Source organism: Janthinobacterium sp. HH104, from assembly GCF_001758715.1.
Classification (GTDB): domain Bacteria; phylum Pseudomonadota; class Gammaproteobacteria; order Burkholderiales; family Burkholderiaceae_D; genus Janthinobacterium; species Janthinobacterium aestuarii.
The window spans coordinates 71057-95600 of record NZ_LRIB01000023.1 but is presented as its reverse complement, the minus strand read 5'-3'; the positions used below and the strand labels follow the sequence as shown (position 1 = coordinate 95600).

Sequence of the window (24544 nt, the reverse complement as noted above, 5' to 3'; positions counted from 1 at the left end):
CAAGTCGATCAAACCAGCTTCAGCTGCTCGGCCGTCAGCAGGAATACCATGTCGTCGCCGGCGCTCGTCGTCAGCCAGGTCAGGCCCAGCTCGCCGAAGGCCGCTTCCGCGTATGCGCGCTCATTGCCGATTTCAATCATCAGGATGCCGTCGTCCGTCAGGCGTTCGGCCGCACCGGCGATGATCTTGCGCACCAGGTCCATGCCGTCGCTGCCGCCGTCGAGGGCGATTTGCGGTTCGGCCAGGTATTCCTGGGGCAGGGCGCCCATCGAGGCGGAATTCACGTATGGTGGGTTGCTGATGATCAAATCATATTTCTTGGCCGGCACGTTCGTGTACAGGTCCGATTCGATCAGGTTCACGCGGTCCTGCAGCTTGTACGTGTCGACGTTGCGCTTGGCCACGGCCAGCGCGTCGGCGGAAATGTCCACGGCGTCGACCGCGGCGTTCGGGAAGGCGTCGGCCATCATGATCGACAGGCAGCCCGAACCGGTGCACAGTTCCAAGATGTTTTCCACGGCTTCCGGTTCCGCCACCCATGGCGAGAAGTATTCAGGGATCAGCTCGGCGATGAAGGAGCGGGGCACGATTACGCGCTCGTCCACGTAGAAGTTATACGTACCCAGCCAGCCTTCCTTGGTGATGTAGGCGGCTGGCACGCGGTCGATGCTGCGACGGTCGATGACGCTCATCACGCTGGCCACTTCCGATGGCAGCAGCTTGGCGTCGAGAAACGGTTCGAGCTTGTCGAGCGGCAACTTCAACGTGTGCAGGATCAAATAGGCCGCCTCGTCGAACGCTTCGGCGCTGCCGTGGCCGAAAAACAGCTTGGCGGTATTGAAACGGGTAACGGCGTAGCGCAGCAGGTCGCGTGGCGTGGAAAACGGGTTCGGGGTCATGGCATTCTCGAAAAGACGGTGTTCTGGCCCGCCGTGACGGGCCTCGGTATTCTGGTTCAGACGGGCAGCAAATGCTCCAGCGTGCGCCGGTAAATATTCTTCAGGGGATCGATGTGGCGCAGTTCGATGTGCTCGTCGATCTTGTGAATACTGGCATTGGGCGGCCCGAATTCTATCACTTGGGGGCAGATTTGCGCGATAAACCGGCCATCCGAGGTGCCGCCCGTGGTCGACAGTTCCGTCGTGAGGCCCGTTTCTTCGAGGATCGCGGACGACAGCGCATCGCTCAAGGTGCCGCGTGGCGTGAGGAAGGGCAGGCCGCTCAGGGTCCACTGCAAATCGTATTGCAAGTCATGCTTGTCGAGGATGGCGTGCACCCGTTCCTGCAGGTTTTCCGCCGTGCTGGCCGTGGAAAAGCGGAAGTTAAAGTCGATCACCATGTCGCCGGGAATCACGTTGTTGGCGCCCGTGCCCGCGTTGATGTTCGACATTTGCCATGACGTCGGCAGGTAATACTCGTTGCCGGCGTCCCATTTCTCTTCGACCAGGTCGGCCAGCGCCTGCGCCGCTTCGTGGATCGGGTTTTTCGCCAGGTGCGGGTAGGCGATATGGCCTTGCACGCCCTTGATCGTCAAGCGGCCCGACAGCGAGCCGCGGCGGCCGTTCTTGATCATGTCGCCCAGCTGCGCGCTCGACGTCGGCTCGCCGACCAGGCAATAGTCGATCTGCTCGCCCCGTTCCTTCAATTTGTTGCACACGATGACGGTGCCATCCGTGGCCGGGCCTTCCTCGTCGCTGGTGATCAGAAAGGCGATCGAACCCGTGTGCTCGGGCGTGGCGGCGATGAATTCCTCGCAGGCGACCACCATGGCGGCGATCGACGTCTTCATGTCGGCCGCGCCACGGCCGTACAGCTTGCCGTCGCGGTGGGTGGGAATGAAGGGTAGCGAGCGCCATTGCTCGACTGGGCCGGTCGGCACCACGTCCGTATGGCCGGCAAAGACGAACAGGGGAGAAGTCGTGCCACGGCGTGCCCACAGATTGGTGACGTCGTTCGACTGTATCGTCTCGCAGACAAAGCCCAGCGGCGTGAGGATGTCGATCAGGTGCTGCTGGCAGCCCTTGTCGTCGGGCGTGACCGAGGACAGGGCGATCAGTTTTTCGGTCAGGGCGAGGGTTTTGGAGGTGGTCATGGGCGGTATGTGGCGGAGCGTCAACTCGGGGTCAGACCCTTTGGGTCTGACCCCAGCTTTACAGGTGTTGGGCTAGACTGAAAAATTAAACTGAAAAAATGGTCTTGTACTGCGCATCCGAAAACGCCACGCTGAACTGGCCATCCTTGTCCAGCACGGGGCGCTTGATGATGGAAGGGTTTTCCAGCATCAGCTCCAGGGCGCTGTCCGCATCGATAGTGGATGCCTTGCGCTCGTCGGACAGGGCGCGCCAGGTCGTGCCTTTCTTGTTGACCAGCACGTCCCACGGCAATTGCTGCAGCCACGCTGCGACGGTAGCGCGTTCCAGGCCCTGTTTCTTGAAGTCGTGGAAGGTGAAATCGAGTTGCTGCGCGGCCAGCCAGGTGCGGGCCTTTTTGACGGTATCGCAGTTGGGGATACCGTAGAGTGTAATGGTCGTCATGGGTAGGGCTAAGGGGAATGAATGCGGTTCGCTTGATCGCGGCGCTTGCGCCAGCGAAAAATGCGATGGTCGCCGCCATTATACAGTTGATGCGTAGTCAATGCGGCAGTGCAACACGGCCCAGTGATTTTCCCTACACAGGCCGTGGCGCCGCCTTGCCCAACTCTGCCTGGCCGAAATGCAGGCCCAGCCGCAAGGCCAGGGCGCGCAGCGCGCCGCTTTCCTGCAGGTGCAGGGCCAGCGCGATATGGCCGTCGGGGCGCACGAGGTAGGCCGCGTCGCGGCCCAGGCCCGCCAGCTTGGCGGCCACGTTATAGGTGTAGCAATGCACGGGCAGTTTCAGCACGCGCGCTTCGTCCAGCAGTTCGGGCGCCGGCTCGCCATAGATGTGCAATTGCCAATCCATGCTGCGCAGGGCCGTGAAATTGTCTTGCGTACCGTCGGAAAACCATGGCAGGCGGTCGCCGCCGCGCAGGTATTCCGCATGGCCGGCGGACAGGGCGCTGTCTTCATAGCTGATCTGGATTTGCGACACTGTTTTAAACAGCAGACGGCGCGCCCGCGCGAAGCCGGAAAGAAAAGGCAGCGCGTGCGGCACCAGCCAGCGGCGCAGGAATTGCCCGGCCATGCCTTGCGCGACGATGGCCTGGAAGGCGCGGTCGGTGGTGGCGACGAGCTTGCGGGCAAACACGATGCGCTCGCTTTCATAGGTGTCGAGCAGGGCGTCGTTGCTCTGGCCCCGCAGTTTTTGCGCCAGTTTCCAGGCCAGGTTGACGGCGTCGCCCAGGCCCGTGTTCATGCCTTGGCCGCCCACGGGGCTGTGCAAATGGGCCGCGTCGCCGAGGATGAAGCAGCGCCGCTCGCGAAACTGCGCCGCCACCCGGTGATGGACTTTATACGTGGAAAACCAGTTCACGTGCTCGACCTCGATGCCCAGCAAGGTTTGCACCTGTTCCCGCACGTCATCGAAGACGGGCGCCGGCGCGCCATCGGGGCGGTCGGGCAGGATGCCGATCAGGCGCTGCATGCCGCTGGTGCGCACGGGCAGCATCAGCGCAAACGAGTTCGCGCCCAGGTGGGCGTGCAAATCCGTATTCTTGCCGGCCACTTGCGCGTCGGCCACGTAATACAGGTGGTCGTAGGTGCCGCCGGAAAAGTCGAAACCGGCGATTTCACGCACCTTGCTGCGGGCGCCGTCACAGCCGCAAATATAGTTGAACGTGCAATATTGGCGTTCGCCGTCCTTGAGCAGGATGGCTTGCACTTCGCTATCGTCCTGCGTCCACAGGTCCAGCGCAACGTTCCATTCCACGTGCACGCCGGCCGCCGCCAGCTTGCTGATCAGAAAGCGTTCATGCTCGTCCTGGGGCAGGCTCAGTACGAAAGGATAGGGGCTCAAGCCTTCGCCGATCTCGCCCAGCGCCAGTTTCACCAGCTCCTCGCCGCCTTCGTGGATGTGCATGGCATTGATCTTGATACCGAGGCTGACCAGTTCATCGGCAAAGCCCAGCTGCTGGTAAAACTCCAGGGTGCGCGCATGCACGGCCATGGCCCGCGACGCCTGGCCCGGACCGCTATTCTTGTCGATGATGCGGCAATCGACGCCATGGCGCGCCAGGCGCAAGGCCAGCATGAGGCCGGTAGGACCGGCGCCGACGATCAGGACGGGAGGTGTATTCATGCCATCCAGTATAGGGCAGGATGGGCAATGGCTGCGCGACGATTGAAGTTGCCAGTCGGAAATGAAAATGTCCCGCCGGGGCGGGACATTCAAGTGTTACCGATACTTCGCAGTGCGGTAATTAAATGCCGCGCAGCAGTTCGTTGATACCGGTCTTGGCACGGGTTTTTGCATCCACGCGTTTGACGATGACGGCGCAGTACAGCGAGTACTTGCCATCTTCCGAAGGCAGGTTGCCCGAGACCACGACGGAACCGGCTGGCACGCGGCCGTAGGTGACTTCGCCCGTGGCGCGGTCGTAGATCTTGGTCGACTGGCCGATGTAGACGCCCATCGAGATGACCGAGTTTTCTTCGACGATCACGCCTTCGACGATTTCCGAACGGGCACCGATGAAGCAGTTGTCTTCAATGATGGTCGGGTTTGCTTGCATAGGTTCCAGCACGCCGCCGATGCCGACGCCGCCGGACAGGTGGACGTTCTTGCCGATCTGTGCGCAGGAACCGACGGTGGCCCAGGTGTCGACCATGGCGCCTTCATCGACATAGGCGCCGATGTTGACGTAGGACGGCATCAGCACGACGTTCTTGGCGATGAAGCTGCCGCGGCGGGCGACGGCTGGCGGCACCACGCGGAAACCGCCCTTGACGAAGTCTTCCTTGGTGTAATTGGCGAACTTGGTCGGGACCTTGTCGTAGAACTGCATCGTGCCATCGGACGGCAGGACGACGTTGTCTTCCAGGCGGAACGACAGCAGCACGGCTTTCTTGACCCACTGGTTGACTACCCAGTCGCCCGTGGTTTTTTCCGCCACGCGGATGCTGCCGTTGTCCAGGCCATTGATGACGTGGGAGACGGCGTCGCGCAGTTCGGCCGTGCCGTTGCCCGGATTGATCTCGGCGCGGTTTTCCCAGGCCTGGTCGATGATGGTTTGCAGTTGTTGGCTCATGATGATGTCTTGTTTATGTAGGGTTAATGCGTGGTTGATGCGGATGCGGAAAGCTGCTGGCAGAATTTTACTATGCGCAAGGCGGCTTCCAGCCCTTCGGCCGTTTCGGCCACGAGGGCCATGCGGATGCGGTTGCGGCCCGGATTGATGCCGTGCGCGTCGCGCGCCAGGTAACTGCCAGGCAATACCGTCACATTATATTCGGCGTACAGGCGTTGCGCGAATTGCGTGTCGGATAGTCCCGTGCGGCTGACGTCGGCCCACAGGTAGAAGCCGGCGTCCGGCAATTGCACGTCCATCACCGATTGCAGCAGCGGCGTGATGGCGTCGAACTTGGCGCGGTACTTGGCGCGATTTTCCTCGACATGGGTTTCGTCGTTCCAGGCCGCGACGGAGGCCGCCTGCACGGCAGGGCTCATGGCGCCGCCGTGGTAGGTTCGGTAGAGCAGGAATTTTTTCAGTACTTCCGCGTCGCCGGCGACAAAGCCCGAGCGCATGCCCGGCACGTTCGAGCGCTTCGACAGGCTGGAAAACACCACCAGGCGCGCATACGGACGCTCGATGGTGGACAGGCCCAGCATGTGGGCCGCCTGCAGCGCGCCCAGCGGTGGCGTGTCACCATGGTAGATCTCGGAATAGCACTCGTCGGCGGCGATGACGAAATCATAGCGCTCGGACAGGGCGAACAGGTGTTCCCAGTCCGTCAGGGTGAGCACGGCGCCCGTCGGGTTGCCGGGCGAACACAGGAACAGCAGCTTGACCTTTTCCCACACGGAGGCCGGTACGCTGTCGTAGTCGCAGCCGAAATTGCGCGTGGGGTCGGAATTGACGAAATATGGTTCGGCGCCGGCCAGGTAGGCCGCGCCTTCATAGATCTGGTAAAACGGGTTCGGGCTGATCACGAGCGAACCGGCCGATGGATCGATCACCGTTTGCGCCAGCGCAAACAGCGCTTCGCGTGAACCGTTCACGGGCAGGATTTGCGTGGCAGGATTGAGCTTGGGGATGCCATAGCGGCGCTCGAGCCAGCCGGCGATGGCGGTGCGCAAGGCTTCCGAACCGATGGTGGTCGGATAGCTGGCCAGGCCATGGATATTGTCGGTCAATGCCTGCTCGATGAAGGCTGGCGTCGGGTGCTTGGGTTCGCCCATGCCCAGGCTGATGGGCGCGTAATCGGGATTGACCGTTACGCCGGCAAACAGCTGGCGCAGCTTTTCAAAAGGATATGGTTGCAGTTTGGCAAGAAGTGGATTCACGGAGCGGACCAGGGCAAGAGTGGGGTGATAGTGTCGCGTATGGATTGCCAGGCATGGCGCAATGACGCCGGTCAAGCAATCAGCTTAGCCTTTTATTATAGCCGTCCTCGCGCACGGGCTGTGCAAGTGGGCTGTTGTTGGCCTGCACGGCATGCCGTTCCCGGGCCTGGCAAGGTAAAATACGCTATGTCTACCTTACTTCCCACCTTACTTGCTATTGAAACGTCGTCCGAACTCGCCTCCTGCGCCTTGCTGCGCGGCGATGTCGTCCTGTCGCGCGCCTCGTCGGGCGTGCGCACCCATTCCCAGTCCATCCTGCCCATGGTGCAGGAATTGCTGGCCGAAGCGGGCGTGACCCTGGCGGACGTCGACGCCATCGCCTACGGCTCCGGCCCCGGCTCGTTTACGGGCGTGCGCACGGCTTGCGGCATCGCGCAAGGCCTGGCTTACGGCGCCAATCTGCCCGTCGTGCCTGTCGTCACGCTCGACGCCATGGCGCTCGCGTGCCACCAGCAGCATGGCGCGCAGCGCATCGTGACCGTGCTCGACGCCCGCATGGGCGAAGTGTACTGGGCGCAATATGAGTATCAAAACGGCTTGCAGGCCGTGTTGCCGCCGGCCCTGAGCGCGCCGGCCGGCGTCGCGCCGCAAGGCGACGTTACCGGCTGCGGCAACGGTTTTGCGGCCTATGCCGACGCCCTGGCCGCGCTGCCATGCGCCGCCAGCGCGGACGCGGCCATCATGCCGCATGCCGTGCAAGTGGCGCAGCTGGCGCGCATCGCCTTTGCGGCCGGTCAGTTCGTGACGGCGGCCGAGGCGCAGCCTCTGTACTTGCGCAACAAGATCGCCTACACAAGTGCCGAGCGTCTCGACATGCAGGCCGCCAAGGCCGCTGCGGAGTCCGCACAATGATGGAGGCGGGCAAGGACAAGGACAGCGCTGCAGACTGGGACTTGCTGCGCCTCGACTATCAACCAATGGTCGAAGCGGACTTGGTCGAAGTGCTGGCGCTGGAACAGCGCGTGTATCCGCATCCCTGGACGCACGGCAACTTTGTCGACTCCCTCAAGAGCGGCTACCCTGCCTGGGTGCTGCGCGACGTGGATGGCACCTTGCTCGGCTACTTCTTGCTGATGCTGGTCGTCGATGAAGCGCACTTGCTGAACGTGGCCGTCGAGGGCGCCATCCAGGGTCAGGGGCTGGGGCGTTTCCTGCTGAACCAGGCCTGCGCCTGTGCGCGCCAGCTGGGCATGGAATCGATGCTGCTGGAAGTGCGCCCGTCGAACGTGCGCGCGCTCGATATCTACCAGCGCTATGGATTTGAACAGATCGGGCGGCGCAAGGGATATTATCCTGCCGCCAATTCGCAACGTGAGGACGCCATCGTGATGCGTTATACCTTATGAGCCGCAGCGCCGTTTTCCTCGATGAAATGGGCGTCGGCCCCCTGTGGCGCTTGCGCCAGGGCGCAGCAGCCGAGGCCGTTGACGCCGTCGCCCAGGCCGCTGTGGAGATGGAAGCCGCCGTGGCGGCACCCGTACTTGAGGCCGTGATTGAGGTCGTCACAGAGGTGGTTGCCGAAGTCGTCGAGATGGCTGCCGAGGCGAAGGTCGAGGTGAAAGCCGAAGTGCCCGTCGCCGTTGCCGCGACGCCAGTCCTCGCCGCCGAGCCGGACGACACGGCCTGGTTCGACGATGCGCCGCCACCGCCGCCCGCCAGACAGCTGAGCGATGCAGACATTGCCGCCCTCGACTGGGATGGCTTGACGGCGGCCGTGGCCAAGTGCGCGCGCTGCGACTTGTGCAAGACGCGCAAGGGTGTCGTCATGGGCCGTGGCGACCGTCGGGGTGCTTGGCTGATGCTGGTCAGCAGCCCCTCGCGCGCGGAAGAGCGGGAAGGGCGTGCCTTGCCGGGCGAACAGGGCAAGCTGCTCGACAATATGCTCAAGGCTATCGATATCGACGCGGGCAGCGATGTGTACATCACGCACTTGCTGAAATGCCGTCCGCTCGACGAGGCCGGGCAGGAACGTCTGCCGACAGAAGCCGAGTCCGCTGCCTGCCGCCCATACTTTGACCGCGAACTGGCCCTGCTGCAGCCGCGCACCATCGTCACCCTCGGTTCGATGGCCGCCGCTGGCATCAATCCCGGTGAAAAGCCCGTACGCGGCAAGGTGCGCCAGCTGGGCAATGCGTCCGTCGTGGCCACCTTCCACCCAGAGCAACTGCTGCAGGATGGGACGGGCAAGGCCAAGGCGCGCACCTGGGCCGACCTGTGCCTGGCGAAAAGCACGCACGGTGATTGAGACGGACGTCGGCGCTTTCCAGGCCCGCTTCGAGCGCCGCTGGGGCCATTTGACGCACCCCCGCGTGCGTGCGCTGGCCTGGCTGCTCGACTCGCCCGACTTGCTGGACCCGGCCAGCCTCTATTGGGGCGGGCGCATCGCCAGCCTCGCGACCGTCACGCCCGCCGTGGCGGCGTGGCTGGAAGCGCTGCAGGATGACCCGTCGCCGCTCGATGCGGCGCTGGGGCCGAAATTCTATTCCCGCCTGGGCCTGTACGCTGAAAAGCTGCTGGCCTTTTATTTTGAGCAGCATGGATTGCTGGCTGCGCATGGCTTGCAAGTGCAGGTCAACCGCAATGACACGGTGGGCGAGTTCGATTTCCTGCTGCATGACGGGAGTGAGCTGCTGCACTGGGAATTCGCCACCAAGTTCTACCTGCTCGAAGGCGCGCCCGATCCCGGTGTGTTCAACCACCTGATCGGCCCCAACCTGGCCGATACTTTGGGCTTGAAGATGCGCAAGATTCTCGACAAGCAATTGGCCTTGTCCCGCCATCCTGCCGCGCAAAGCCTGCTGGCGCATCCCGTGCGCACGGCGCAGGCGCTGGTCAAGGGATGGCTGTTCTATGCGGCAGGCGCCACGCCCGCCATGGACGGTATTTCCCGTTATCATGGACACGGCTTCTGGTGCACGCCAATGCAATTGCCGCAGCAGCGCTATGTCATGTTGCCCCGATTGCAATGGCTGGCGCCGTTCAAGGGGCGCGACGTGGAAGTGCTCGATATCGACGTCTTGCAGGCGCGCTTGTTTGATCTGGCGCAACCGGTGCTGGTGGCCACGGTGGACAATGTCGAAGGCTGGGAAGTGGAGTGCACGCGCGGTTTTGTTGTGCCCCATGACTGGACGGAGCAGGCTGCCGCGCGGCGGCTGACAGGCGCGCTACCCGCGTAAGCATGAACCACAGCCGTAACGCCGGAATCATGTAGGTCGGATTAGCGCATAGCGCGTAATCCGACACCACCCTAATTAATGCTTCTGCTCGCCGATCAAGGAAAGATTGTCATGCTCGGCCTGGTTCAGTTTGTGCTTGCGCATGATCATGTACATGGTGCCGGCGACGAACAGGCCGAACAGGGTGATGATGATGTTGAGCGGCAGGTGCAAGCGGATCATGATCGAATACACGGCCAGCATGGTCAGAATCGACAGGTTTTCATTGAAGTTCTGCACGGCGATGGAATGGCCTGCGCTCATCAGTACGTGGCCGCGGTGTTGCAGCAGTGCATTCATTGGCACGACGAAGAAACCGGACAGGGCGCCGATCAGTATCAGCAGCGGGTAGGCGATCCACACGGAGTGCACTTGCGTCATCATCATGACGATCACGCCCATGGCGATGCCCAGCGGAATGACGGTCAGCGATTTGCGTAGTGGAATGAAGCGGGCCGACAGCACGGCGCCGGCGGCCACGCCGATGGCGACCACGCCCACTAGACTGGTTGCCTTGTCGAAGGGCATGTTCAAGGATTGCTTGGCCCATTCCAGCACGATCAGTTGCAAGGTGGCGCCTGCGCCCCAGAACAGGGTCGTTACGGCCAGGGTGATCTGGCCCAGCTTGTCTTTCCACAGGATGGAATAGCAATTGGCAAAATCGGTAATCAGTTTGATAGGATTGCGTTCCTGGTGCGCATACACGCAGCCCGTGTCGGGAATCTTCAGGTTGGCCAGGGTCGCCAGCGCATAAATGCCCACTACCACGCACAAGGCCGCTTCTGTCTTGCTGGTGATGCCCGTATTGATCAGGGGAATGTCGATGGACAGCAGCATGTCGGACACGTGGCCGCTGACGAGCGCGCCGCCCATGACGGTGCCGAGGATGATGGAGGTGACGGTCAAGCCTTCGATCCAGCCATTCGCCGCCACGAGTTTTTCCGGCGGCAGCAGTTCCGTCAGGATGCCGTACTTGGCAGGCGAATACACGGCAGCGCCAAAACCGACGACAGCGTAGGCCAGCAGCGGATGCACGTGGAAGAAGACGAGGGCGCAGCCGAAGATCTTGACCATGTTGGCGATGAACATGACCTTGCCTTTTGGCAGTGCATCTGCGAAGGCGCCGACAAAAGCGGCCAACAGCACGTAAAACAGCACGAACGACAGTTTGAGCAGCGGCGTGATCCACGCCGGGGATTTCATGGACACCAATAAATCGACGGCGACAAAAAAGAGGGCGTTATCTGCCAGCGAGGAAAAGAACTGCGCCGCCATGATGGTATAAAAACCACGATTCATTCTGGATTGCCTGAAATCATATCTGGCTTGCTTTATACCACGAAAAAACGGCAAACCCCAAGTTTGGAAGGGGCTGCTTTGCATCCTCTTGCCTAAGCGAAGCTTAATTTTTCTGCCGTAGAAAAATACACATACATGTGAGCATTTTGTACATGGTGTCCTGCGCGCCTATTCTGCCTCCGCTAGCGGCGCGCGCCTGCGGCCCATCCGGTAAAATACGGCTTTCCCACTTGCCGTGTGTCACGCTTATGCCCAGGCCCCTCATCGCCACCATCCATCTCGATGCCATGCAACACAATCTGGCGCGCGCCCGTGCCGGCGCCCGCGGCGCCAACGTGTGGGCCGTCGTCAAGGCAAATGCCTATGGCCACGGCCTGGAGCGGGCCATGCGGGGCTTTGCCGACGCCGATGGCCTGGCGCTGGTCGAGGTCGATTACGCCGTGCGCTTGCGCGAACTGGGCTGGACCAAGCCCATCTTGCTGCTCGAAGGGTTTTTCGACGCCAGCGATTTGCCTGCCATGGCGCAGCACAAGCTGAACGGCAGCGTGCATTGCGAGGAACAGATCGACATGCTGGCGGCGGCGTGCTTGCCGCACGCCATCGACGTGCACCTGAAAATGAATACGGGCATGAACCGCCTGGGTTTTACGCCGGGCGCCGTGGCGGGTGCGTATGCGCGCCTGCGCGCCATCCCGCACGTCGGCACGATCACCCTGATGACGCATTTCGCCAATGCCGATGAAGCGGCGCCCACGCGCTTGCCCCTGGAGCAGCAGATGCTGCGTTTCGAAGCGGGCGCGGCCAGCATAGGCGTACCCTTGCCGCGCAGCCTGTGCAATTCGGCCGGCGTGCTGCTGCACCATCTCGACAGTGACTGGGTGCGCCCCGGCATCATGCTGTATGGCGGCACGCCCAGCGGCGCTGCCGGCGGCACGTCCGCGCAGGCGTTCGGCTTGCTGCCCACCATGACCTTGCGCAGCAAGATTATCGGCATCCAGGATATCGCCGCCGGCGAAGTGGTGGGCTACGGCAGCCGCTATGAGGCGGCCGGCAATATCAAGGTCGGCGTGGTGGCCTGCGGCTATGCGGACGGCTATCCGCGCCACGCGCCCGAAGGCACGCCCGTGCTCGTCGATGGCGTGCGCACTGGCCTCATCGGCCGGGTGTCGATGGACATGCTGATGGTCGATCTGACGCAGGTGCCGGAAGTAAAAGTCGGCAGCGCCGTCACCTTGTGGGGCCAGGGCATGCCGATCGACGAGGTGGCCCTGGCCGCCGGCACCATCGGCTACGAGCTGATGTGCGCATTGGCGCCGCGCGTTCCTGTGATCGAGGCGTGACAGTGACGTCGGCCCGCCGTTTGTATATACTGTGAATTTACTGTATATATAGACAGCAGTTTCACCTTACCCGGGCAAAGTACACCATGGCAAAAGTCAAGACCACCTATACCTGCAGCGATTGCGGCGCCATCAGCAACAAATGGATGGGGCAATGCACCTCGTGCAACCAGTGGAATACCATGGTGGAAACCCTGCCCGAGACGGGCGGCAACAACCGCTATTCGAATCCGCAGCACATGTCGCTGGCGCAGACGGCGCCCGTGCTGTCGCTCGACGATATCGATGCCATCGACGTGCCCCGCTTCGGCACGGGCATCGAGGAATTCGACCGCGTGCTGGGCGGCGGCATGGTGGCCGGCGGCGTCGTGCTGATCGGCGGCGACCCCGGCATCGGCAAGTCGACCCTGCTGCTGCAGGCGCTGGCGAACATGTCGCACCACAAGCGCGTGCTGTACGTCAGCGGCGAGGAATCGGGCGCGCAGATCGCCCTGCGCGCCAAGCGCCTCGTCATCGACGCCAAGGAACTCAAATTGCAGGCCGAGATCCAGCTGGAAAAGATCCTGTCCACCTTGCACGACCTGAAGCCGGAAGTGGTGGTCATCGACTCGATCCAGACCGTGTATTCCGACGCCCTCAGCTCGGCACCCGGTTCCGTGGCGCAAGTGCGCGAATGCGCGGCGCAATTGACGCGCGCGGCCAAGCAGACGGGCGTGACCATCATTCTGGTCGGCCACGTGACGAAAGAGGGCGCGCTGGCCGGTCCCCGCGTGCTCGAGCACATTGTCGACACGGTGCTGTATTTCGAGGGCGACGCCCATTCCAGCTTCCGCCTCGTGCGTGCCATCAAGAACCGTTTCGGCGCCGTCAACGAACTGGGTGTGTTCGCCATGACGGAAAAGGGCTTGAAAGGCGTGTCGAATCCGTCCGCCCTGTTCCTGTCGCAGCACGACAACCAGGTGCCCGGTTCCTGCGTGATGGTGACGCAGGAAGGCACGCGTCCCTTGCTGGTGGAAATCCAGGCCCTCGTCGACACGAGCCACTTGCCCAATGCGCGCCGCTTGTCTGTCGGCCTGGAGCAGAACCGCCTGGCCATGCTGCTGGCCGTGGCGCACCGTCATGCGGGCATCGCCGCGTTCGACCAGGATGTGTTCATCAATGCCGTCGGCGGCGTGAAGATCACGGAACCGGCGGCCGACCTGGCCGTCTTGCTGGCGATTAATTCGTCGATGCGCAACAAGCCCCTGCCACGGGGATTGGTCGTGTTTGGCGAAGTGGGGCTGGCTGGTGAAATCCGCCCCGCGCCACGGGGCCAGGAGCGCTTGCGCGAAGCGGCCAAGCTGGGCTTTACCTTGGCCGTGGTGCCCAAGTCCAACTTGCCGAAACAGCTCATCGAGGGCCTCAAGGTCATCGGCGTCGAGCGCATCGACGAAGCGTTCAATAAGCTCCGCGACTTGGAGTAAAAGTTGGTATGGCTTAAATGCCAAGCTTGAGACAAGTCAAACATAATTTCCGTTTGGAACTATAATATTTGTCCGATGAGTTCGCATGGCGAATTCGTATCGACAATGCATAGAGAGAAGCGGAATACAGTGTCAGTAGAGCAAAGGCAGGGCGCACGCAAGATTTTGCGTGCCAAGGCAATGTTGGTCATCGATGGCGCGGGCCCCGTGGCGGCGCGCACCCTTGATGTGGGGCCCGGTGGCATGGCGGCCGTCATCGCTGAGCCGGTGCCGACAGGCAAGCAGGGCAAGGTGCTGTTCGAGCTGTTTTACGATGGCGCGGCGCACATCATCGAGGCGCGCGTGTCCGTCTCGCACTGCATTTTCAGCAGTGCCGGTTTCAAGGTGGGACTCACTTTCCTGCAGCTGGACATGGCCGTCAGCAGCGCCATCTCGAAGTTCATGCGCTGAGGCGCGCACGAGATAAGCGGCAAGTGAAATGCGCTAGAATGGTGCATATGGGTTTGCAGTCAGGAAAAACTTGTTCTGTTCACTGTTTTGATATTCCGGTAATACTGCATAATTATCAACCAGAAGAGGGATGCCACCGCGCCACGCGCGCCTGCCGTCCGTTTCTAGCGCAGCACGCGGTCAAGACCTGAACCGCGTGTCATGACCTTACACCCGACGGGAACGCCTACCATGTTTAATTCGACCATCAACAGCAGGGCTTACACCAACAACACGCAGCAGACGACGCAGGGCAATATCTCGGCCGATGTGTATGCGAAGGTGGAGCGCCAGATGCAGTCGCAGAACACGGGCGTCGTCAAGCTCAACGCCAGCCTGGCGCGCGACCAGGCCAAGTTTTCGGGCCTGGGCCAGCTGCAATCGGCGCTGGCAAAATTCCAGACCGTGGCCAAGAACATGGCCGGCAGCGGCCTGGCCACGTCGGCCACGTCGAGCGCCAAGGATGTGCTGAGCGCCACCACCACGGACAAGGCCGCCAGCGGCAGCCATGAGCTGAACGTCAAGCAGCTGGCGCAGGGGCAGACCCTGCTCAGCGGCGCGCAGAAATCGTCGAGCGCTGCGATCGGCACGGGCGCGCCCGCGCTGGTCAAGATCGAAGTGGGCACGGCCGATGGCAAGCAATTTACGCCCGGCAGCGGCAAGGTCATTTCGCTGACGATAGACAGCAGCAACAATAGCCTCGACGGCATCGCCGCCGCGCTCAAGCAGCAAGGCATCGACGCCAGCGTCGTCAAGGGCCCCGATGGCTACTCGCTGGCCATCAATGGCAAGAGCGGCGCCGACAGTAGCATGCGCATCAGCGTGTCCGGCGACGCGGCCGTCAGCAATTTGCTCAGCTATGCGCCCGGCTCTGGCAAGGGCCTACAGCAGACGGCCGCCGCGCAGGATGCGTTGCTGACCGTCGATGGCAAGGACATCAAGAGCGCCACGAATACCTTGACGACGGCTGTCGAGGGCGCCACCATCGAATTGAAGAAAAAGGGTGTGACCGACCTCGTCATCGCCAAGGACAGCAGCCAGATCGCGACCAACGTGGCCAGCTTCGTCACGGCCTACAATGAACTCAACAGCAAACTGCAAAGCCTGCAGCAGGGCGACTTGAAGTCCGACACGGCCCTGGGCCAGGTGCGTTCGCAGATGGAGCAAGTGCTGCGCACGGCCAGCACGGGCGTGCCCGCTTCCATCCTGAGCAGCGCCGGCGTGACCCTGGGCAAAAGCGGCGAATTGGTGCTCGACGATAAAAAACTCAAGGCCGCCATCGCTGCCGATCCGGATGCCGTCAGCAAGCTGTTTACGAATAACGGCAAGGGCGTGGCCGACCAGTTCTCCAGCAAGATCGGCGAGCTGACGGGCGAAACGAGCATCATCCGCAAGGAAGTGCAGACGGTGGGCAAGGACATCACCACCCTGACCAACAAGAAAGCCGTGCTGGCCAAGGCGCTGACGGCCCAGGCGCAGGCGCTGATCAAAGCCTATTCGGCGCAGGAACAGATGGGTACGAACTCGGCCTTGCCGGGTTATACCGGCAAGAATTCCTTATTCGACTTCATGGCTTAAGAGCGCTCGCCCTGGGCAAAGAAGGCTGACGGCGAACTGCCGAAAGTCTTCTTGAACATGGCGGAAAAGGCCGACTGGCTGGCGTAGCCCAGTTCTTCGGCCACTTGCGACAACGGCACGCCGCGCGCGATCAGGGGCGCCGCGTGCGCCAGGCGCACTTGCTGGCGCCACTGGCCAAAACTCATGCCCAACTCCCGTTCGAACAGCCGCGCCAGGGTCCGCTCCGAGGCGCCGACCAGCTGCGCCCAGTGTTCCAGGGTCTGGTTCAAGCCCGGTTTTTCGATCAGGCTGTCGCACAGGGTTTTCAGGCGCTTGTCGCTGGGCAAGGGGACGCGGATGGGGCGCGTGTCCGAGCGTTTCAATTCATCGAGGATCAGTTCGGCCAACAGCGCTTCGCGCGCCGGTTCCTCGCCCGGGTCCAATTGCTCCAGCGCCATGATCAGCTGGCGCAGCAGGTTCGATACTTCCAGCACCTTGCAGTCGCGGCCCGCGAACGGCGCGCGCGCGGCATGGATGCACAGGGGGCGCAAGCGGGTTTTTTCCAGTATCGTGACGGCATGCTCCACGTTGGGCGCGATCCAGATGGCGCGCATGGGCGGCAGCACCCAGCTGCTGTTGTTGGCCGTAATGCGCAGCACGCCTTCGAGCGCCATCGTTACCTGACCCCATGGATGGCTGTGCGGCAAGAGAAATTCATCGGGTTGCAGGTCGCGCGCGACCATGGTCACGGGGATGGTCGCGCTGGGCGCTTCCCGTGGCGGACACATGCGCGTATGGTGGAGGATAGGTACACCCATCAGCTTGGCCTTAATTCGATAAATTATGTCGTTCTGTCGGAAAACAGACGATGGTATTTTGCATACACTTGAGCTTCACCAGTATAAGACAGGGTATGACATGATAACAACTAACTCGGCATCCGAACTTCCCACCTTGCGCAGCGATGCGCGCGTCATCGCCCTCGTGGGGCTGGCGCATGGCGTGTCGCACTTCTACCATCTGATCCTTGCGGCCCTGTTCGTCTGGCTGAAACCGGCCTTCGACTTGTCGTATGCGGAGCTGGGCCTGCTGATGACGGTGTTCTTCATCATCTCGGGCGTGGGGCAGGCGCTGGCCGGCTTTGTCGTCGACCGCTTCGGCGCCCGCGCCGTGCTGTTTTCCGGCATTTTCCTGCTGGGCGTGTCGGCGCTGGCCCTGTCCACCGCGCACAGCTATGCGGCGCTGATGCTGGGCGCCATGCTGGCCGGCATGGGCAACAGCGTGTTCCATCCTGCCGACTACACCATCCTCAACCAGCGCGTGTCGGCGGCCCGCGTGGCCTACGGCTTTTCCGTGCATGGCATCAGCGGCAACATCGGCTGGGCCCTGGCACCGCTGTTCATGACGTACGTTGCCACCCATTATGACTGGCGGATCGCGCTGCAGTGCGCGGCCGTGCTACCGTTCGGCGTGCTGCTGATCCTGTTCCTGAACCGCCACGCCATCCGTCCCGAGCCTGTCAAGAAGGCCGCACCGGGCCAGGCGGCGGGCGGCGAGGGCACCTTGGACTTTCTGCGTTTGCCGGCCGTGTGGATGTGCTTTGCCTTCTTCTTCATTACCGCCATCGCCCTGGGCGGCATCCAGAGCTTTGCCAGTGTGGCCCTTGTCAAGCTGTACGGCATGAGCCTGGCGCTGGCCACCAGCGCCTATACTGCCTATATGCTGGCCTCGGCCGTGGGCATGCTGGCTGGCGGCGTGGTAGGCGCGCGCAGCACGCAGCCGGACCGCAACGTGGCGATCGCCTTTTCCGCTGCCGCGCTGCTGGCCGTGCTGCTGTCCATGGCCGCCGTGCCGGCCTGGGGCGCCGTGGTGCTGATGGGCGCCATCGGCTTGACGTCGGGCGTGGCGGGACCGTCGCGCGACCTGATGATACGCGCGGCGGCGCCGAAGAATGCCACCGGGCGCGTGTATGGCGTCGTGTATTCGGGTCTCGACAGCGGCCTGGCCGTCGGGCCCCTGTTCTTTGGCGCGCTGATGGATGGCGACCATCCGGCCCTGCTGTTCGTGTTCATCGGCCTGTTCCAGGCGCTGGCGATTGCCACGGCCGTGGGCGTGGGCGGTAAAACACGTGCCGCGGCGTTGCAAAAGGCATAGAATCGTTGCCATCAGCCACGAAAGGAATCCCCATGACCTTTGCCACCACCGACCTGTGCGACGACTATGCGGCCATGCTCGACGATGGCACCCTGGCCGTGCTGCCGCCCGTGTACCGCGCTTTTGGCCAGCGCATGCGTTTCAGCGGCCCCGCCACCACCTTGCAAGTGTTCGAGGACAACGCGCTCGTGCGCAGCACCCTGGAAACGCCGGGCCAGGGCCACGTGCTGGTGATCGATGGCGGCGGCAGCCTGCGCCGCGCGCTGGTGGGCGGCCAGCTGGGCGTGCTGGCGGAAAGCAACGGCTGGGCCGGCATCGTCGTCGATGGCTGCATCCGCGACAGCGAGGAAATCAATGTCTGCCAGATCGGCGTGCGCGCCCTGGCCACGCATCCGCGCAAGAGCAACAAGACGGGCGCCGGCCAGCGCGACGTGCGCGTGCAGGTCAGCGGCGTGGCCGTGCATCCGGGCGACTGGATCTACGCCGATGCGGATGGCATCCTGGTGGCGCGGCAGGAACTCGATTGACGGCGCAGCGCACCTGAAGACGTTGCAAATTATCTACATTAAATATATTTTTGCAAAGTTCTTTGATTTTTATCATGGCTGAGATATGATTTCACTTAAGGAAACTTTAATGCCTATAAGGCAAGGAAATCAGCTCATGAAAATCGCCACCATCGCAGCAGTTGTTGCCCTGTTCGCCGCCGGCACCGCCAGCGCCAGCCCCGTCAACCTGATCACGAATGGCGATTTTGAATCGGTCGCGCCCGGCTATACCTTTTCCAGTGGATATCATGTTGTCAATGGCGGTTCCTCGGCCATCGGCGGCTGGACGGTGGGCGCTTCCTCGGTCGACCTGATCCGCAATGCCTATAACGCTATCGACGGCTACAGCATCGACATGCTGGGCACGCCTGGTCCTGGTTTCCTGTCGCAAAGTTTCAACGTCGTTGCCGGCCAGACGTACAACCTGAGCTTTGACATGGCGCGCAATTCCGGCGGCCCTGCCGGCCAGGGCGTGGCCGTCAATTTTGGTGGCGTGGCAGGTAATTTCTACTCGACGGCTGCCGCCTCGAACACCTTGTACAGCAACACCTTGAGCTTCACGGCCGCTTCCAGCGGCCTGGCGACCCTGTCGTTTGCCAGCGCCGCCCAGGCCGGCACGCCGTTCGACAATTACTCGGGCGCCGTGATCGACAACGTGGCCGTGATGGCCGCCGTACCGGAACCGGAAACCTACGCCATGCTGCTGGCGGGCCTGGGCCTGATGGGTTTCCTGCGCCGCCGCAAGGCCGCCAAGTAAGCCTGATTTTGTCCGAGATCAAACCGCCTGCTGCCATGCACAGGCGGTTTTTTTACGTCAAGGGTCTTGTGCGTAGCCGTCCACCTGCACGACAAAGCGCTCGATCCGCGGCCAGTCTGTGCGCGTCCTGACCAGCGTTTCGCCCGTGGCCATCAGCAGCACATAGCCGTAGCCCGTGCGGCGGTCGCGCCAGGAGTGGGGCGTGCTGTCCCAAGCGCAGCAATAGCGCTTAAGCTTGGGCAAGCCGTACGCGCGCCGCAGATACGCTTCCGCCTGTTGCGCATGCTTGCCGTCCACTGCATAGCGGGCCTCGAACGGCTGGTCCTGGCGTTCCGTGTTTTGCCGGCAACCCTGGTAGACGAGATACGCGGGCTTCTTGCCCAGCTGGGACAGGAAGTCGCTGCAGGCCAGCCCGGCACCCTGCGCGCCGCCAGCGCCCAGCAGGAATAGCCACGGCAGCAGTGTAGCGAGTTTAGTGACTGGCATCGGCATCTCCCCGCAACGGACACGCTGCCGCTGCCGGCCCCATACGCAGCACCAGTTCGCCGCGCAACTGCGTCAATCCCGCGATGCGCGCATCGATTTCACCCAGCTTGCGCGCCAGCGCCGCGCGCAGCAGGTCCGCCGTGGCGGGATCGCCGGCGGCCGCCAGCAGCGGCATGTCGGCCTCGATTTCGGCCAGGGTAAAGCCCAGCTGCTGCGCCGTGCGCAGGTAGCGCAGCCAGTCGGCCGCTTCGGGCGGGTAATCGCGGTAGCCATTCGCGCCGCGCCGTGCGCGCAGCAAGCCCCGCTTTTCATAAAAGCGCAGGGTATCGCGGCTCAAGCCCGTTGCCTGCGCCATCTCGCCGATCTGCATGGTGATTTTTCTTTCATAAAATGCTTGACCATGGAGTGTACTCCAACCCTGATCATGGGCGCTTTCCATCGACAGGAGTTCCCATGTTGTCCGTTTCCGCTTTCCGCCGCGTGGTGCGCGCCAGCGCCATTTATGATGTGCTCATGACGGCCCCGTTTGTCACGCCGTGGACGTTTTTGCTGCTGCACGAGCACTTGAACGCCGTCAACCTGAGCCTGGGCGGCGTGCCGCTGCCCGTCTTCGGACCGTTTCATCTGCTCATCAGCAGCTTGTTTGGCAGCGTGGTGATGGTCTGGTCCGTGCTGCGCATGCTGGACCCGCAGCCGCGCTTCGGCCGCTATGACGCGGCGGCCCGCTACCTGTTTTCCACGTGGATGGCGTGGGCGCTGTTCACGACGGGCCAGCCGCTGCTGTGGCTGTTCCTCGTACCGGAACTGGCCTGGGGCCTCGCGCAAAGCTTGCCATTGCGCCGCAGCGGGGGCGCGCCGGCAGGACGCGCGCACGAATCGTTGTTGAGATGGCGATAACGAAATGCAATAATGGCCGTGCTTTACAGCAATAAACGACTATTAAGGGATGATTATGCAGCAGGATGCCGCTGGAAAAAACATAGCGTTGCTCGATCCGGTGGTGGCACCGCGCATCGCGGTGACGCGCCTGGTGACGGGCCTGCTGCAAGGCGTGCTGCTGTACTGGCTGTACAGCACGGCGCAAGCTAAAGTCTGGCCCGCCACGGAAGCCTACCTGCTGGCGCCGCTGATGCTGATCAGCCTGCTGCTGCCCATCCTGCTGGTTTCCAGCCTCGGCCATATGTCGGTCAAGCGCATTGCCCTGTGGATGGCGGGCGCCGCCGTCGTGATGGCCGTGCTGGCCTGGCATGACGTGGCGCGCGGCGCCGAGCACGTGATCTGGGGCAACTACAAGCCAGGCGCACCGCTGCGCGTCATTTCCGCGCAGCTGTTCGGTTTCTGTGTCGTCGGCTTTTATATCGCCCACGCGCTGGTGCTGGCCAGCGCCCAGGATGGCCAGCGCATCGCCCGCTATCCGACCTATTTTGAAATCGCCTGGAAGCTCGGCATCCAGCTGCTGTTTTCCCTGCTGTTCGTGCTGGGCCTGTGGCTGGTGCTGTGGCTGGGCGGACAACTGTTCCTGCTCATCAAACTGAGTTTCCTGAAAAAGCTGCTGAGCCAGGCCTGGTTCGTGATTCCCGTCATCTGCTTCGCGTTTTCGTTTGCCATCCACATCACGGACGTGCGCCCCTCCATCGTGCGCGGCATCCGCACCTTGCTGCTGGTGCTGCTGTCGTGGCTGATGCCGATCGCCGCCGTGCTCGTCTCCGGTTTCCTGCTGACCTTGCCTTTCATCGGCTTCGAGCGCCTGTGGGCCACGCGCCATGCGGCATCCGTGCTGCTGGGCATGGCTGGCGTGCTGGTAGTGCTGATCAATGCCGCCTTCCAGAATGGCGAAGTGGGCCATGGCGTGGCGCGCGGCATCCGCCTGGGCACGCGTCTGGCCTGTCTGCTGTTGCCGTGGGTGGTGGGCATCGCCATCTATGCGCTAACCCTGCGCGTGATGTCGCATGGCTGGACATCCGACCGCTTGATCGCCGCCGCCTGCCTGCTGATCGCCACCTGCTACGCCGCCGGTTACGCGTGGGCGGCCAGCAAGTATGGCGACTGGCTGCACCTGATCGCCAACGTCAACGTGGCCACCGCCTTTGTTACTCTGCTGGTGCTGTTCGCCCTGTTCTCGCCGCTGGCCGACCCGGCGCGCATTTCCGTGGCCAGCCAGATGGCGCGCCTGAACAGCGGTAAGATAGACGTGGACAAGTTCGATTTCGAATACCTGCGCTTCCAGGGCGCCCGCTATGGCCAGGCGGCCTTGCAGGAACTCAAGACGCGCACGGCGGGCCCGGACGCGGCCATCGTGCGGGCCCGCGCCGACGCCATGCTCAAGCGCCAGAACCGCCTCGACGAGACGGGCGCTCTCAGCGACGTGTCGATCAACCTGACCCTGCGCCCGGCCACGGCGAAGTTGCCGGAGAGTTTCCTGCGCCAGGACTGGACGCAAGTGAGCCCGGCCTGGCGCCTGCCCGCCTGTTTGAAGCGGGCAGGGCCGCAGTGCGACGCGTATCTGCTCGATTTCGACGGCGATGGCAAGCAGGACGTGCTGCTGATCAGCAATGACCCGCGCGCCTCGTCGGTGTTGCTGGCGGAAAAGGAAGACGGCAGCTGGACCGCGCGCGGACAAATCCCCACCGATGCCCTGCGCTGCAAACCCCTGCGCGAGAAATTGCAGGCGGGCGAATTCCAGCTGGTGCCGCCGAAAGTGCGCGAACTGGAAATCGACGGCCAGCGCGTGCCGATGACCTTATATACGCCAGAGGATGAGGTAGCCTGCCCGGATGAGGCGGAGCCGACGCCGTAAATGGCAGAAGAAAGGATTTGCCGCGCTGAACAAAACCGATTGCTTGCCATGACAGCAATCACTTCGTGGGCTGAGCGACTCCGTCCGTTATCGGCCCAGAGTGTGTGAAAACGCACCCCAATGTAAACGAGATTTTTTCTGAAGCGTTAATAGCTCATTTGACGTAATCAGGAGAGCAGGATGAAGCGTTTTGTCGAGGGAACCGACCGCAGCCAGAGTGTTCTCTTTCCCGAGCATCTGGATGACTACGTTGCAGAGGACAATATCGTTCGGATTGTAGAGGCATTCATTGAAGCGCTTGATCTCAGGACCCTTGGCTTTGCCGGTGCCGACCCGGCACGCACCGGTCGCCCGTCCTACCATCCTGCAGTTCTCCTTGGTATTTACATCTATGGTTACCTCAATCGAATCCAGTCCAGCCGCCGCCTGGAGCGTGAGGCGCAGCGTAATGTCGAACTGATGTGGTTGACCGGGAGGCTATCTCCCGACTTTAAAACCATCGCTGACTTTCGCAAAGATAACGGCCCCGCCATCTGCAAAGTGTGCCGCCAATTCGTCCAGGTATGTCGCAGGCTTGATGTTTTCTCGGATAGCAGCGTGGCAATCGATGGCAGCAAGTTCAAAGCGGTAAATAATCGCGACCGAAACTTCACCAACAACAAGCTGGAAGCCCGCATTGAGCAGATCGAGGAAAGCATCAAGCGCTACATGGACGAGCTTGATCGCGCCGACCGTGATCCTGCGCTTGTCCCCGCAACTCGCGTGATGCGTATTAAAGAAAAAATCGCAGGTCTGAAAGAGCAGATCGAAAGCCTGGGTGAGCTCGACAAGAAATTGAAGCAGACGCCAGATCAGCAGATTTCGCTGACTGATCCTGATGCACGCTCGATGTCGACCAGCGGACGCGGAACCGCCACCGTCGGATACAACGTGCAATCTGCCGTCGACACAAAGCACCACTTGATCGTGGCGCATGAAGTCACCAACATAGGAAATGATCGCGCCCAGCTGGCGTCAAGGGCAAAGCAAGCCAATGAGGTGATCGGTCTGAAGCATCTAGAAGTGTACGCTGATCGCGGCTATTACAGCGGTCCCGAAATTTTGGCGTGCGAGGAATCGGGGATGGTGCCATTAGTTCCTAAACCGCTCACTTCGGGCAATCGTGCAAAGGGGCTATTCGATAAACGCGACTTCCGATATCTGCCCGAGAGCGACGAGTTCCAATGTCCTGCTGGAGAACGTGCAATCCGACGATTCAGCACGCTAGAAAAAGGGCTGCTGTTTTACAAATACTGGTCGTCATCTTGTCCCAAGTGCCTGATGAAATCTCAGTGCACCACCGGCGCAAATCGCCGTATCGCCCGCTGGGAGCACGAAGACGCCCTCGATAGGATGAGCAAGCGGATAGCTGAGCACGGAGACGTCGCGAGAATCAGGCGGCAAACAGTCGAACATCCATTCGGTACGTTAAAAGCTTGGATGGGTGCTACACATTTTTTAACTCGAACGTTACCACGCGTGAAAACAGAGATGAGCTTACATGTTCTAGCCTACAACTTGAAACGCATGGTGAACATCATGGGAAATCAGGGGCTGAAAGCGGCGTTGTTGGGGGCGTGAGCCCTTTTTAACTTCGACTCGCACGTCGGGGAAAATCGGAGGCTTGCACGGAGCGGCCGCTCCCGATACAAAAACTCGGGTTTTCACACAGCCTGGGGCGGAAGCGGACGGTGCCATTGGGGCAAAGCGCCACCGGTAGCTAAGTGCTGATCCATAGTGCTTGGCAGATGAGAACGCGATTGGGCGTGGCAGGGCCTATGAGGCTTGCCAGATTCCTGGTGTGCGATCTCGTTGCTGCTTGGTCCAACGACGAGATCGGGTCTGGCCTGTTTATCTCCTGCCCAACAGAGACTCTTGCCGCGCTCAAGCAAGAGCTGGTCATCCCCCGCCGTACGGGCG

At 62.1% G+C, this 24544-nt stretch carries 24 protein-coding genes; 14 read left to right on the top strand and 10 right to left on the bottom strand.

The genetic code is table 11. The features are described from left to right. Positions 1-8: 8 nt before the first annotated feature. From prmB to dapC, 6 genes are all read right to left on the bottom strand, one after another. Entirely contained in the window at positions 9-899 is an 891-nt protein-coding gene (prmB, locus tag JAB6_RS07655) for a 50S ribosomal protein L3 N(5)-glutamine methyltransferase (protein ID WP_070302104.1), read from the bottom strand. A 56-nt stretch (positions 900-955) separates the two neighbouring features. After that, on the bottom strand, positions 956-2092 hold the full coding sequence (gene dapE, locus JAB6_RS07650) for a succinyl-diaminopimelate desuccinylase (protein ID WP_070302102.1): 1137 nt from the start codon (positions 2090-2092) through the stop codon (positions 956-958). An 85-nt stretch (positions 2093-2177) separates the two neighbouring features. Further along, the gene (locus JAB6_RS07645; protein WP_070302100.1) at positions 2178-2534 is read right to left on the bottom strand and encodes an ArsC family reductase; all 357 of its coding nucleotides are present in this window, start codon (positions 2532-2534) and stop codon (positions 2178-2180) included. Positions 2535-2667: 133 nt separating this feature from the next. After that, positions 2668-4215, bottom strand: a complete 1548-nt coding sequence (locus JAB6_RS07640; protein WP_070302098.1) for an FAD-dependent oxidoreductase — start codon at positions 4213-4215, stop codon at positions 2668-2670. A gap of 121 nt (positions 4216-4336) precedes the next feature. After that, positions 4337-5164 (bottom strand): 2,3,4,5-tetrahydropyridine-2,6-dicarboxylate N-succinyltransferase, encoded by an 828-nt coding sequence (gene dapD / locus JAB6_RS07635; RefSeq protein WP_035820379.1) that lies wholly within the window; start codon positions 5162-5164, stop codon positions 4337-4339. Between the two features lie 23 nt (positions 5165-5187). Continuing rightward, entirely contained in the window at positions 5188-6420 is a 1233-nt protein-coding gene (gene dapC, locus JAB6_RS07630; protein WP_070302096.1) for a succinyldiaminopimelate transaminase, read from the bottom strand. Positions 6421-6606: 186 nt separating this feature from the next. Here dapC and tsaB point away from each other — a divergent pair, with 186 nt between their 5' ends. The 4 genes from tsaB to JAB6_RS07610 are packed head-to-tail and all read left to right on the top strand — an operon-like array spanning position 6607 to position 9656. Then, positions 6607-7332 carry a tRNA (adenosine(37)-N6)-threonylcarbamoyltransferase complex dimerization subunit type 1 TsaB gene (tsaB, locus tag JAB6_RS07625; RefSeq protein WP_070302094.1) on the top strand — a complete coding sequence of 242 codons (726 nt, stop codon included), beginning with the start codon at positions 6607-6609 and terminating at the stop codon, positions 7330-7332. Beyond that, complete coding sequence (gene rimI, locus JAB6_RS07620) at positions 7329-7826, top strand: ribosomal protein S18-alanine N-acetyltransferase (protein ID WP_070302092.1); 498 nt, start codon at positions 7329-7331, stop codon at positions 7824-7826. The genes tsaB and rimI overlap by 4 nt, the downstream gene beginning before the upstream one ends. Beyond that, positions 7823-8725, top strand: coding sequence for a uracil-DNA glycosylase family protein (locus JAB6_RS07615; protein ID WP_070302090.1), 903 nt, complete (start codon positions 7823-7825; stop codon positions 8723-8725). Before rimI ends, JAB6_RS07615 begins: the two co-directional genes overlap by 4 nt. Next, positions 8718-9656: a DUF1853 family protein gene (locus JAB6_RS07610; protein WP_254671513.1), complete on the top strand. Its 939-nt coding sequence runs from the start codon at positions 8718-8720 to the stop codon at positions 9654-9656. Before JAB6_RS07615 ends, JAB6_RS07610 begins: the two co-directional genes overlap by 8 nt. 75 nt (positions 9657-9731) lie before the next feature. On the opposite strand, the gene lplT is transcribed toward JAB6_RS07610, so the two are convergent. Beyond that, the gene (gene lplT / locus JAB6_RS07605) at positions 9732-10994 is read right to left on the bottom strand and encodes a lysophospholipid transporter LplT (protein WP_034749808.1); all 1263 of its coding nucleotides are present in this window, start codon (positions 10992-10994) and stop codon (positions 9732-9734) included. Positions 10995-11242: 248 nt separating this feature from the next. On the opposite strand from lplT, the gene alr reads away from it, so the two are divergent. From alr to fliD, 4 genes are all read left to right on the top strand, one after another. Then, a complete protein-coding gene (gene alr / locus JAB6_RS07600) occupies positions 11243-12334 on the top strand; it encodes an alanine racemase (RefSeq protein WP_070302088.1) in 1092 nt (363 codons plus the stop codon). Between the two features lie 86 nt (positions 12335-12420). Further along, complete coding sequence (gene radA, locus JAB6_RS07595) at positions 12421-13797, top strand: DNA repair protein RadA (protein WP_034749799.1); 1377 nt, start codon at positions 12421-12423, stop codon at positions 13795-13797. A 75-nt stretch (positions 13798-13872) separates the two neighbouring features. Further along, positions 13873-14247, top strand: a complete 375-nt coding sequence (locus JAB6_RS07590; RefSeq protein ID WP_307788848.1) for a PilZ domain-containing protein — start codon at positions 13873-13875, stop codon at positions 14245-14247. Positions 14248-14478: 231 nt separating this feature from the next. Next, a complete protein-coding gene (gene fliD, locus JAB6_RS07585) occupies positions 14479-15864 on the top strand; it encodes a flagellar filament capping protein FliD (protein ID WP_070302086.1) in 1386 nt (461 codons plus the stop codon). On the opposite strand, the gene JAB6_RS07580 is transcribed toward fliD, so the two are convergent. Next, complete coding sequence (locus JAB6_RS07580; protein ID WP_034749790.1) at positions 15861-16661, bottom strand: helix-turn-helix domain-containing protein; 801 nt, start codon at positions 16659-16661, stop codon at positions 15861-15863. The two genes, fliD and JAB6_RS07580, sit on opposite strands and share 4 nt — an antisense overlap. Positions 16662-16761: 100 nt before the next feature. Between JAB6_RS07580 and JAB6_RS07575 the strand changes: the two genes are divergently transcribed. From JAB6_RS07575 to JAB6_RS07565, 3 genes are all read left to right on the top strand, one after another. After that, entirely contained in the window at positions 16762-17997 is a 1236-nt protein-coding gene (locus tag JAB6_RS07575) for an MFS transporter (protein ID WP_070302084.1), read from the top strand. 32 nt (positions 17998-18029) lie between these two features. Then, entirely contained in the window at positions 18030-18524 is a 495-nt protein-coding gene (gene rraA, locus JAB6_RS07570; protein WP_070302082.1) for a ribonuclease E activity regulator RraA, read from the top strand. A gap of 136 nt (positions 18525-18660) precedes the next feature. Continuing rightward, the gene (locus JAB6_RS07565) at positions 18661-19302 is read left to right on the top strand and encodes a choice-of-anchor C family protein (protein ID WP_254671511.1); all 642 of its coding nucleotides are present in this window, start codon (positions 18661-18663) and stop codon (positions 19300-19302) included. A 57-nt stretch (positions 19303-19359) separates the two neighbouring features. On the opposite strand, the gene JAB6_RS07560 is transcribed toward JAB6_RS07565, so the two are convergent. Both JAB6_RS07560 and JAB6_RS07555 read right to left on the bottom strand, forming a co-directional pair. After that, positions 19360-19788 (bottom strand): DUF4952 domain-containing protein, encoded by a 429-nt coding sequence (locus tag JAB6_RS07560; protein ID WP_070302078.1) that lies wholly within the window; start codon positions 19786-19788, stop codon positions 19360-19362. Then, positions 19775-20158 carry a MerR family transcriptional regulator gene (locus JAB6_RS07555; RefSeq protein ID WP_070302076.1) on the bottom strand — a complete coding sequence of 128 codons (384 nt, stop codon included), beginning with the start codon at positions 20156-20158 and terminating at the stop codon, positions 19775-19777. The genes JAB6_RS07560 and JAB6_RS07555 overlap by 14 nt, the downstream gene beginning before the upstream one ends. Positions 20159-20241: 83 nt before the next feature. Here JAB6_RS07555 and JAB6_RS07550 point away from each other — a divergent pair, with 83 nt between their 5' ends. From JAB6_RS07550 to JAB6_RS07540, 3 genes are all read left to right on the top strand, one after another. After that, a complete protein-coding gene (locus tag JAB6_RS07550) occupies positions 20242-20685 on the top strand; it encodes a hypothetical protein (RefSeq protein WP_070302075.1) in 444 nt (147 codons plus the stop codon). A gap of 55 nt (positions 20686-20740) precedes the next feature. Next, a complete protein-coding gene (locus JAB6_RS07545; RefSeq protein WP_083292608.1) occupies positions 20741-22585 on the top strand; it encodes a DUF4153 domain-containing protein in 1845 nt (614 codons plus the stop codon). Between the two features lie 180 nt (positions 22586-22765). Next, the gene (locus JAB6_RS07540) at positions 22766-24205 is read left to right on the top strand and encodes an IS1182 family transposase (protein ID WP_070302073.1); all 1440 of its coding nucleotides are present in this window, start codon (positions 22766-22768) and stop codon (positions 24203-24205) included. Positions 24206-24544 lie beyond the last annotated feature (339 nt).

What these genes read in the sequence shown, in the direction of transcription:
- prmB (WP_070302104.1), bottom strand. Translation starts at nt 899, where the DNA reads ATGACCCCGAACCCGTTTTCCACGCCACGCGACCTGCTGCGCTACGCC.
- dapE (WP_070302102.1), bottom strand. Translation starts at nt 2,092, where the DNA reads ATGACCACCTCCAAAACCCTCGCCCTGACCGAAAAACTGATCGCCCTG.
- JAB6_RS07645 (WP_070302100.1), bottom strand. Translation starts at nt 2,534, where the DNA reads ATGACGACCATTACACTCTACGGTATCCCCAACTGCGATACCGTCAAA.
- JAB6_RS07640 (WP_070302098.1), bottom strand. Translation starts at nt 4,215, where the DNA reads ATGAATACACCTCCCGTCCTGATCGTCGGCGCCGGTCCTACCGGCCTC.
- dapD (WP_035820379.1), bottom strand. Translation starts at nt 5,164, where the DNA reads ATGAGCCAACAACTGCAAACCATCATCGACCAGGCCTGGGAAAACCGC.
- tsaB (WP_070302094.1), top strand. Translation starts at nt 6,607, where the DNA reads ATGTCTACCTTACTTCCCACCTTACTTGCTATTGAAACGTCGTCCGAA.
- rimI (WP_070302092.1), top strand. Translation starts at nt 7,329, where the DNA reads ATGATGGAGGCGGGCAAGGACAAGGACAGCGCTGCAGACTGGGACTTG.
- JAB6_RS07615 (WP_070302090.1), top strand. Translation starts at nt 7,823, where the DNA reads ATGAGCCGCAGCGCCGTTTTCCTCGATGAAATGGGCGTCGGCCCCCTG.
- lplT (WP_034749808.1), bottom strand. Translation starts at nt 10,994, where the DNA reads ATGAATCGTGGTTTTTATACCATCATGGCGGCGCAGTTCTTTTCCTCG.
- alr (WP_070302088.1), top strand. Translation starts at nt 11,243, where the DNA reads ATGCCCAGGCCCCTCATCGCCACCATCCATCTCGATGCCATGCAACAC.
- radA (WP_034749799.1), top strand. Translation starts at nt 12,421, where the DNA reads ATGGCAAAAGTCAAGACCACCTATACCTGCAGCGATTGCGGCGCCATC.
- JAB6_RS07590 (WP_307788848.1), top strand. Translation starts at nt 13,873, where the DNA reads ATGAGTTCGCATGGCGAATTCGTATCGACAATGCATAGAGAGAAGCGG.
- fliD (WP_070302086.1), top strand. Translation starts at nt 14,479, where the DNA reads ATGTTTAATTCGACCATCAACAGCAGGGCTTACACCAACAACACGCAG.
- JAB6_RS07580 (WP_034749790.1), bottom strand. Translation starts at nt 16,661, where the DNA reads ATGGGTGTACCTATCCTCCACCATACGCGCATGTGTCCGCCACGGGAA.
- JAB6_RS07575 (WP_070302084.1), top strand. Translation starts at nt 16,762, where the DNA reads ATGATAACAACTAACTCGGCATCCGAACTTCCCACCTTGCGCAGCGAT.
- rraA (WP_070302082.1), top strand. Translation starts at nt 18,030, where the DNA reads ATGACCTTTGCCACCACCGACCTGTGCGACGACTATGCGGCCATGCTC.
- JAB6_RS07565 (WP_254671511.1), top strand. Translation starts at nt 18,661, where the DNA reads ATGAAAATCGCCACCATCGCAGCAGTTGTTGCCCTGTTCGCCGCCGGC.
- JAB6_RS07560 (WP_070302078.1), bottom strand. Translation starts at nt 19,788, where the DNA reads ATGCCAGTCACTAAACTCGCTACACTGCTGCCGTGGCTATTCCTGCTG.
- JAB6_RS07555 (WP_070302076.1), bottom strand. Translation starts at nt 20,158, where the DNA reads ATGCAGATCGGCGAGATGGCGCAGGCAACGGGCTTGAGCCGCGATACC.
- JAB6_RS07550 (WP_070302075.1), top strand. Translation starts at nt 20,242, where the DNA reads ATGTTGTCCGTTTCCGCTTTCCGCCGCGTGGTGCGCGCCAGCGCCATT.
- JAB6_RS07545 (WP_083292608.1), top strand. Translation starts at nt 20,741, where the DNA reads ATGCAGCAGGATGCCGCTGGAAAAAACATAGCGTTGCTCGATCCGGTG.
- JAB6_RS07540 (WP_070302073.1), top strand. Translation starts at nt 22,766, where the DNA reads ATGAAGCGTTTTGTCGAGGGAACCGACCGCAGCCAGAGTGTTCTCTTT.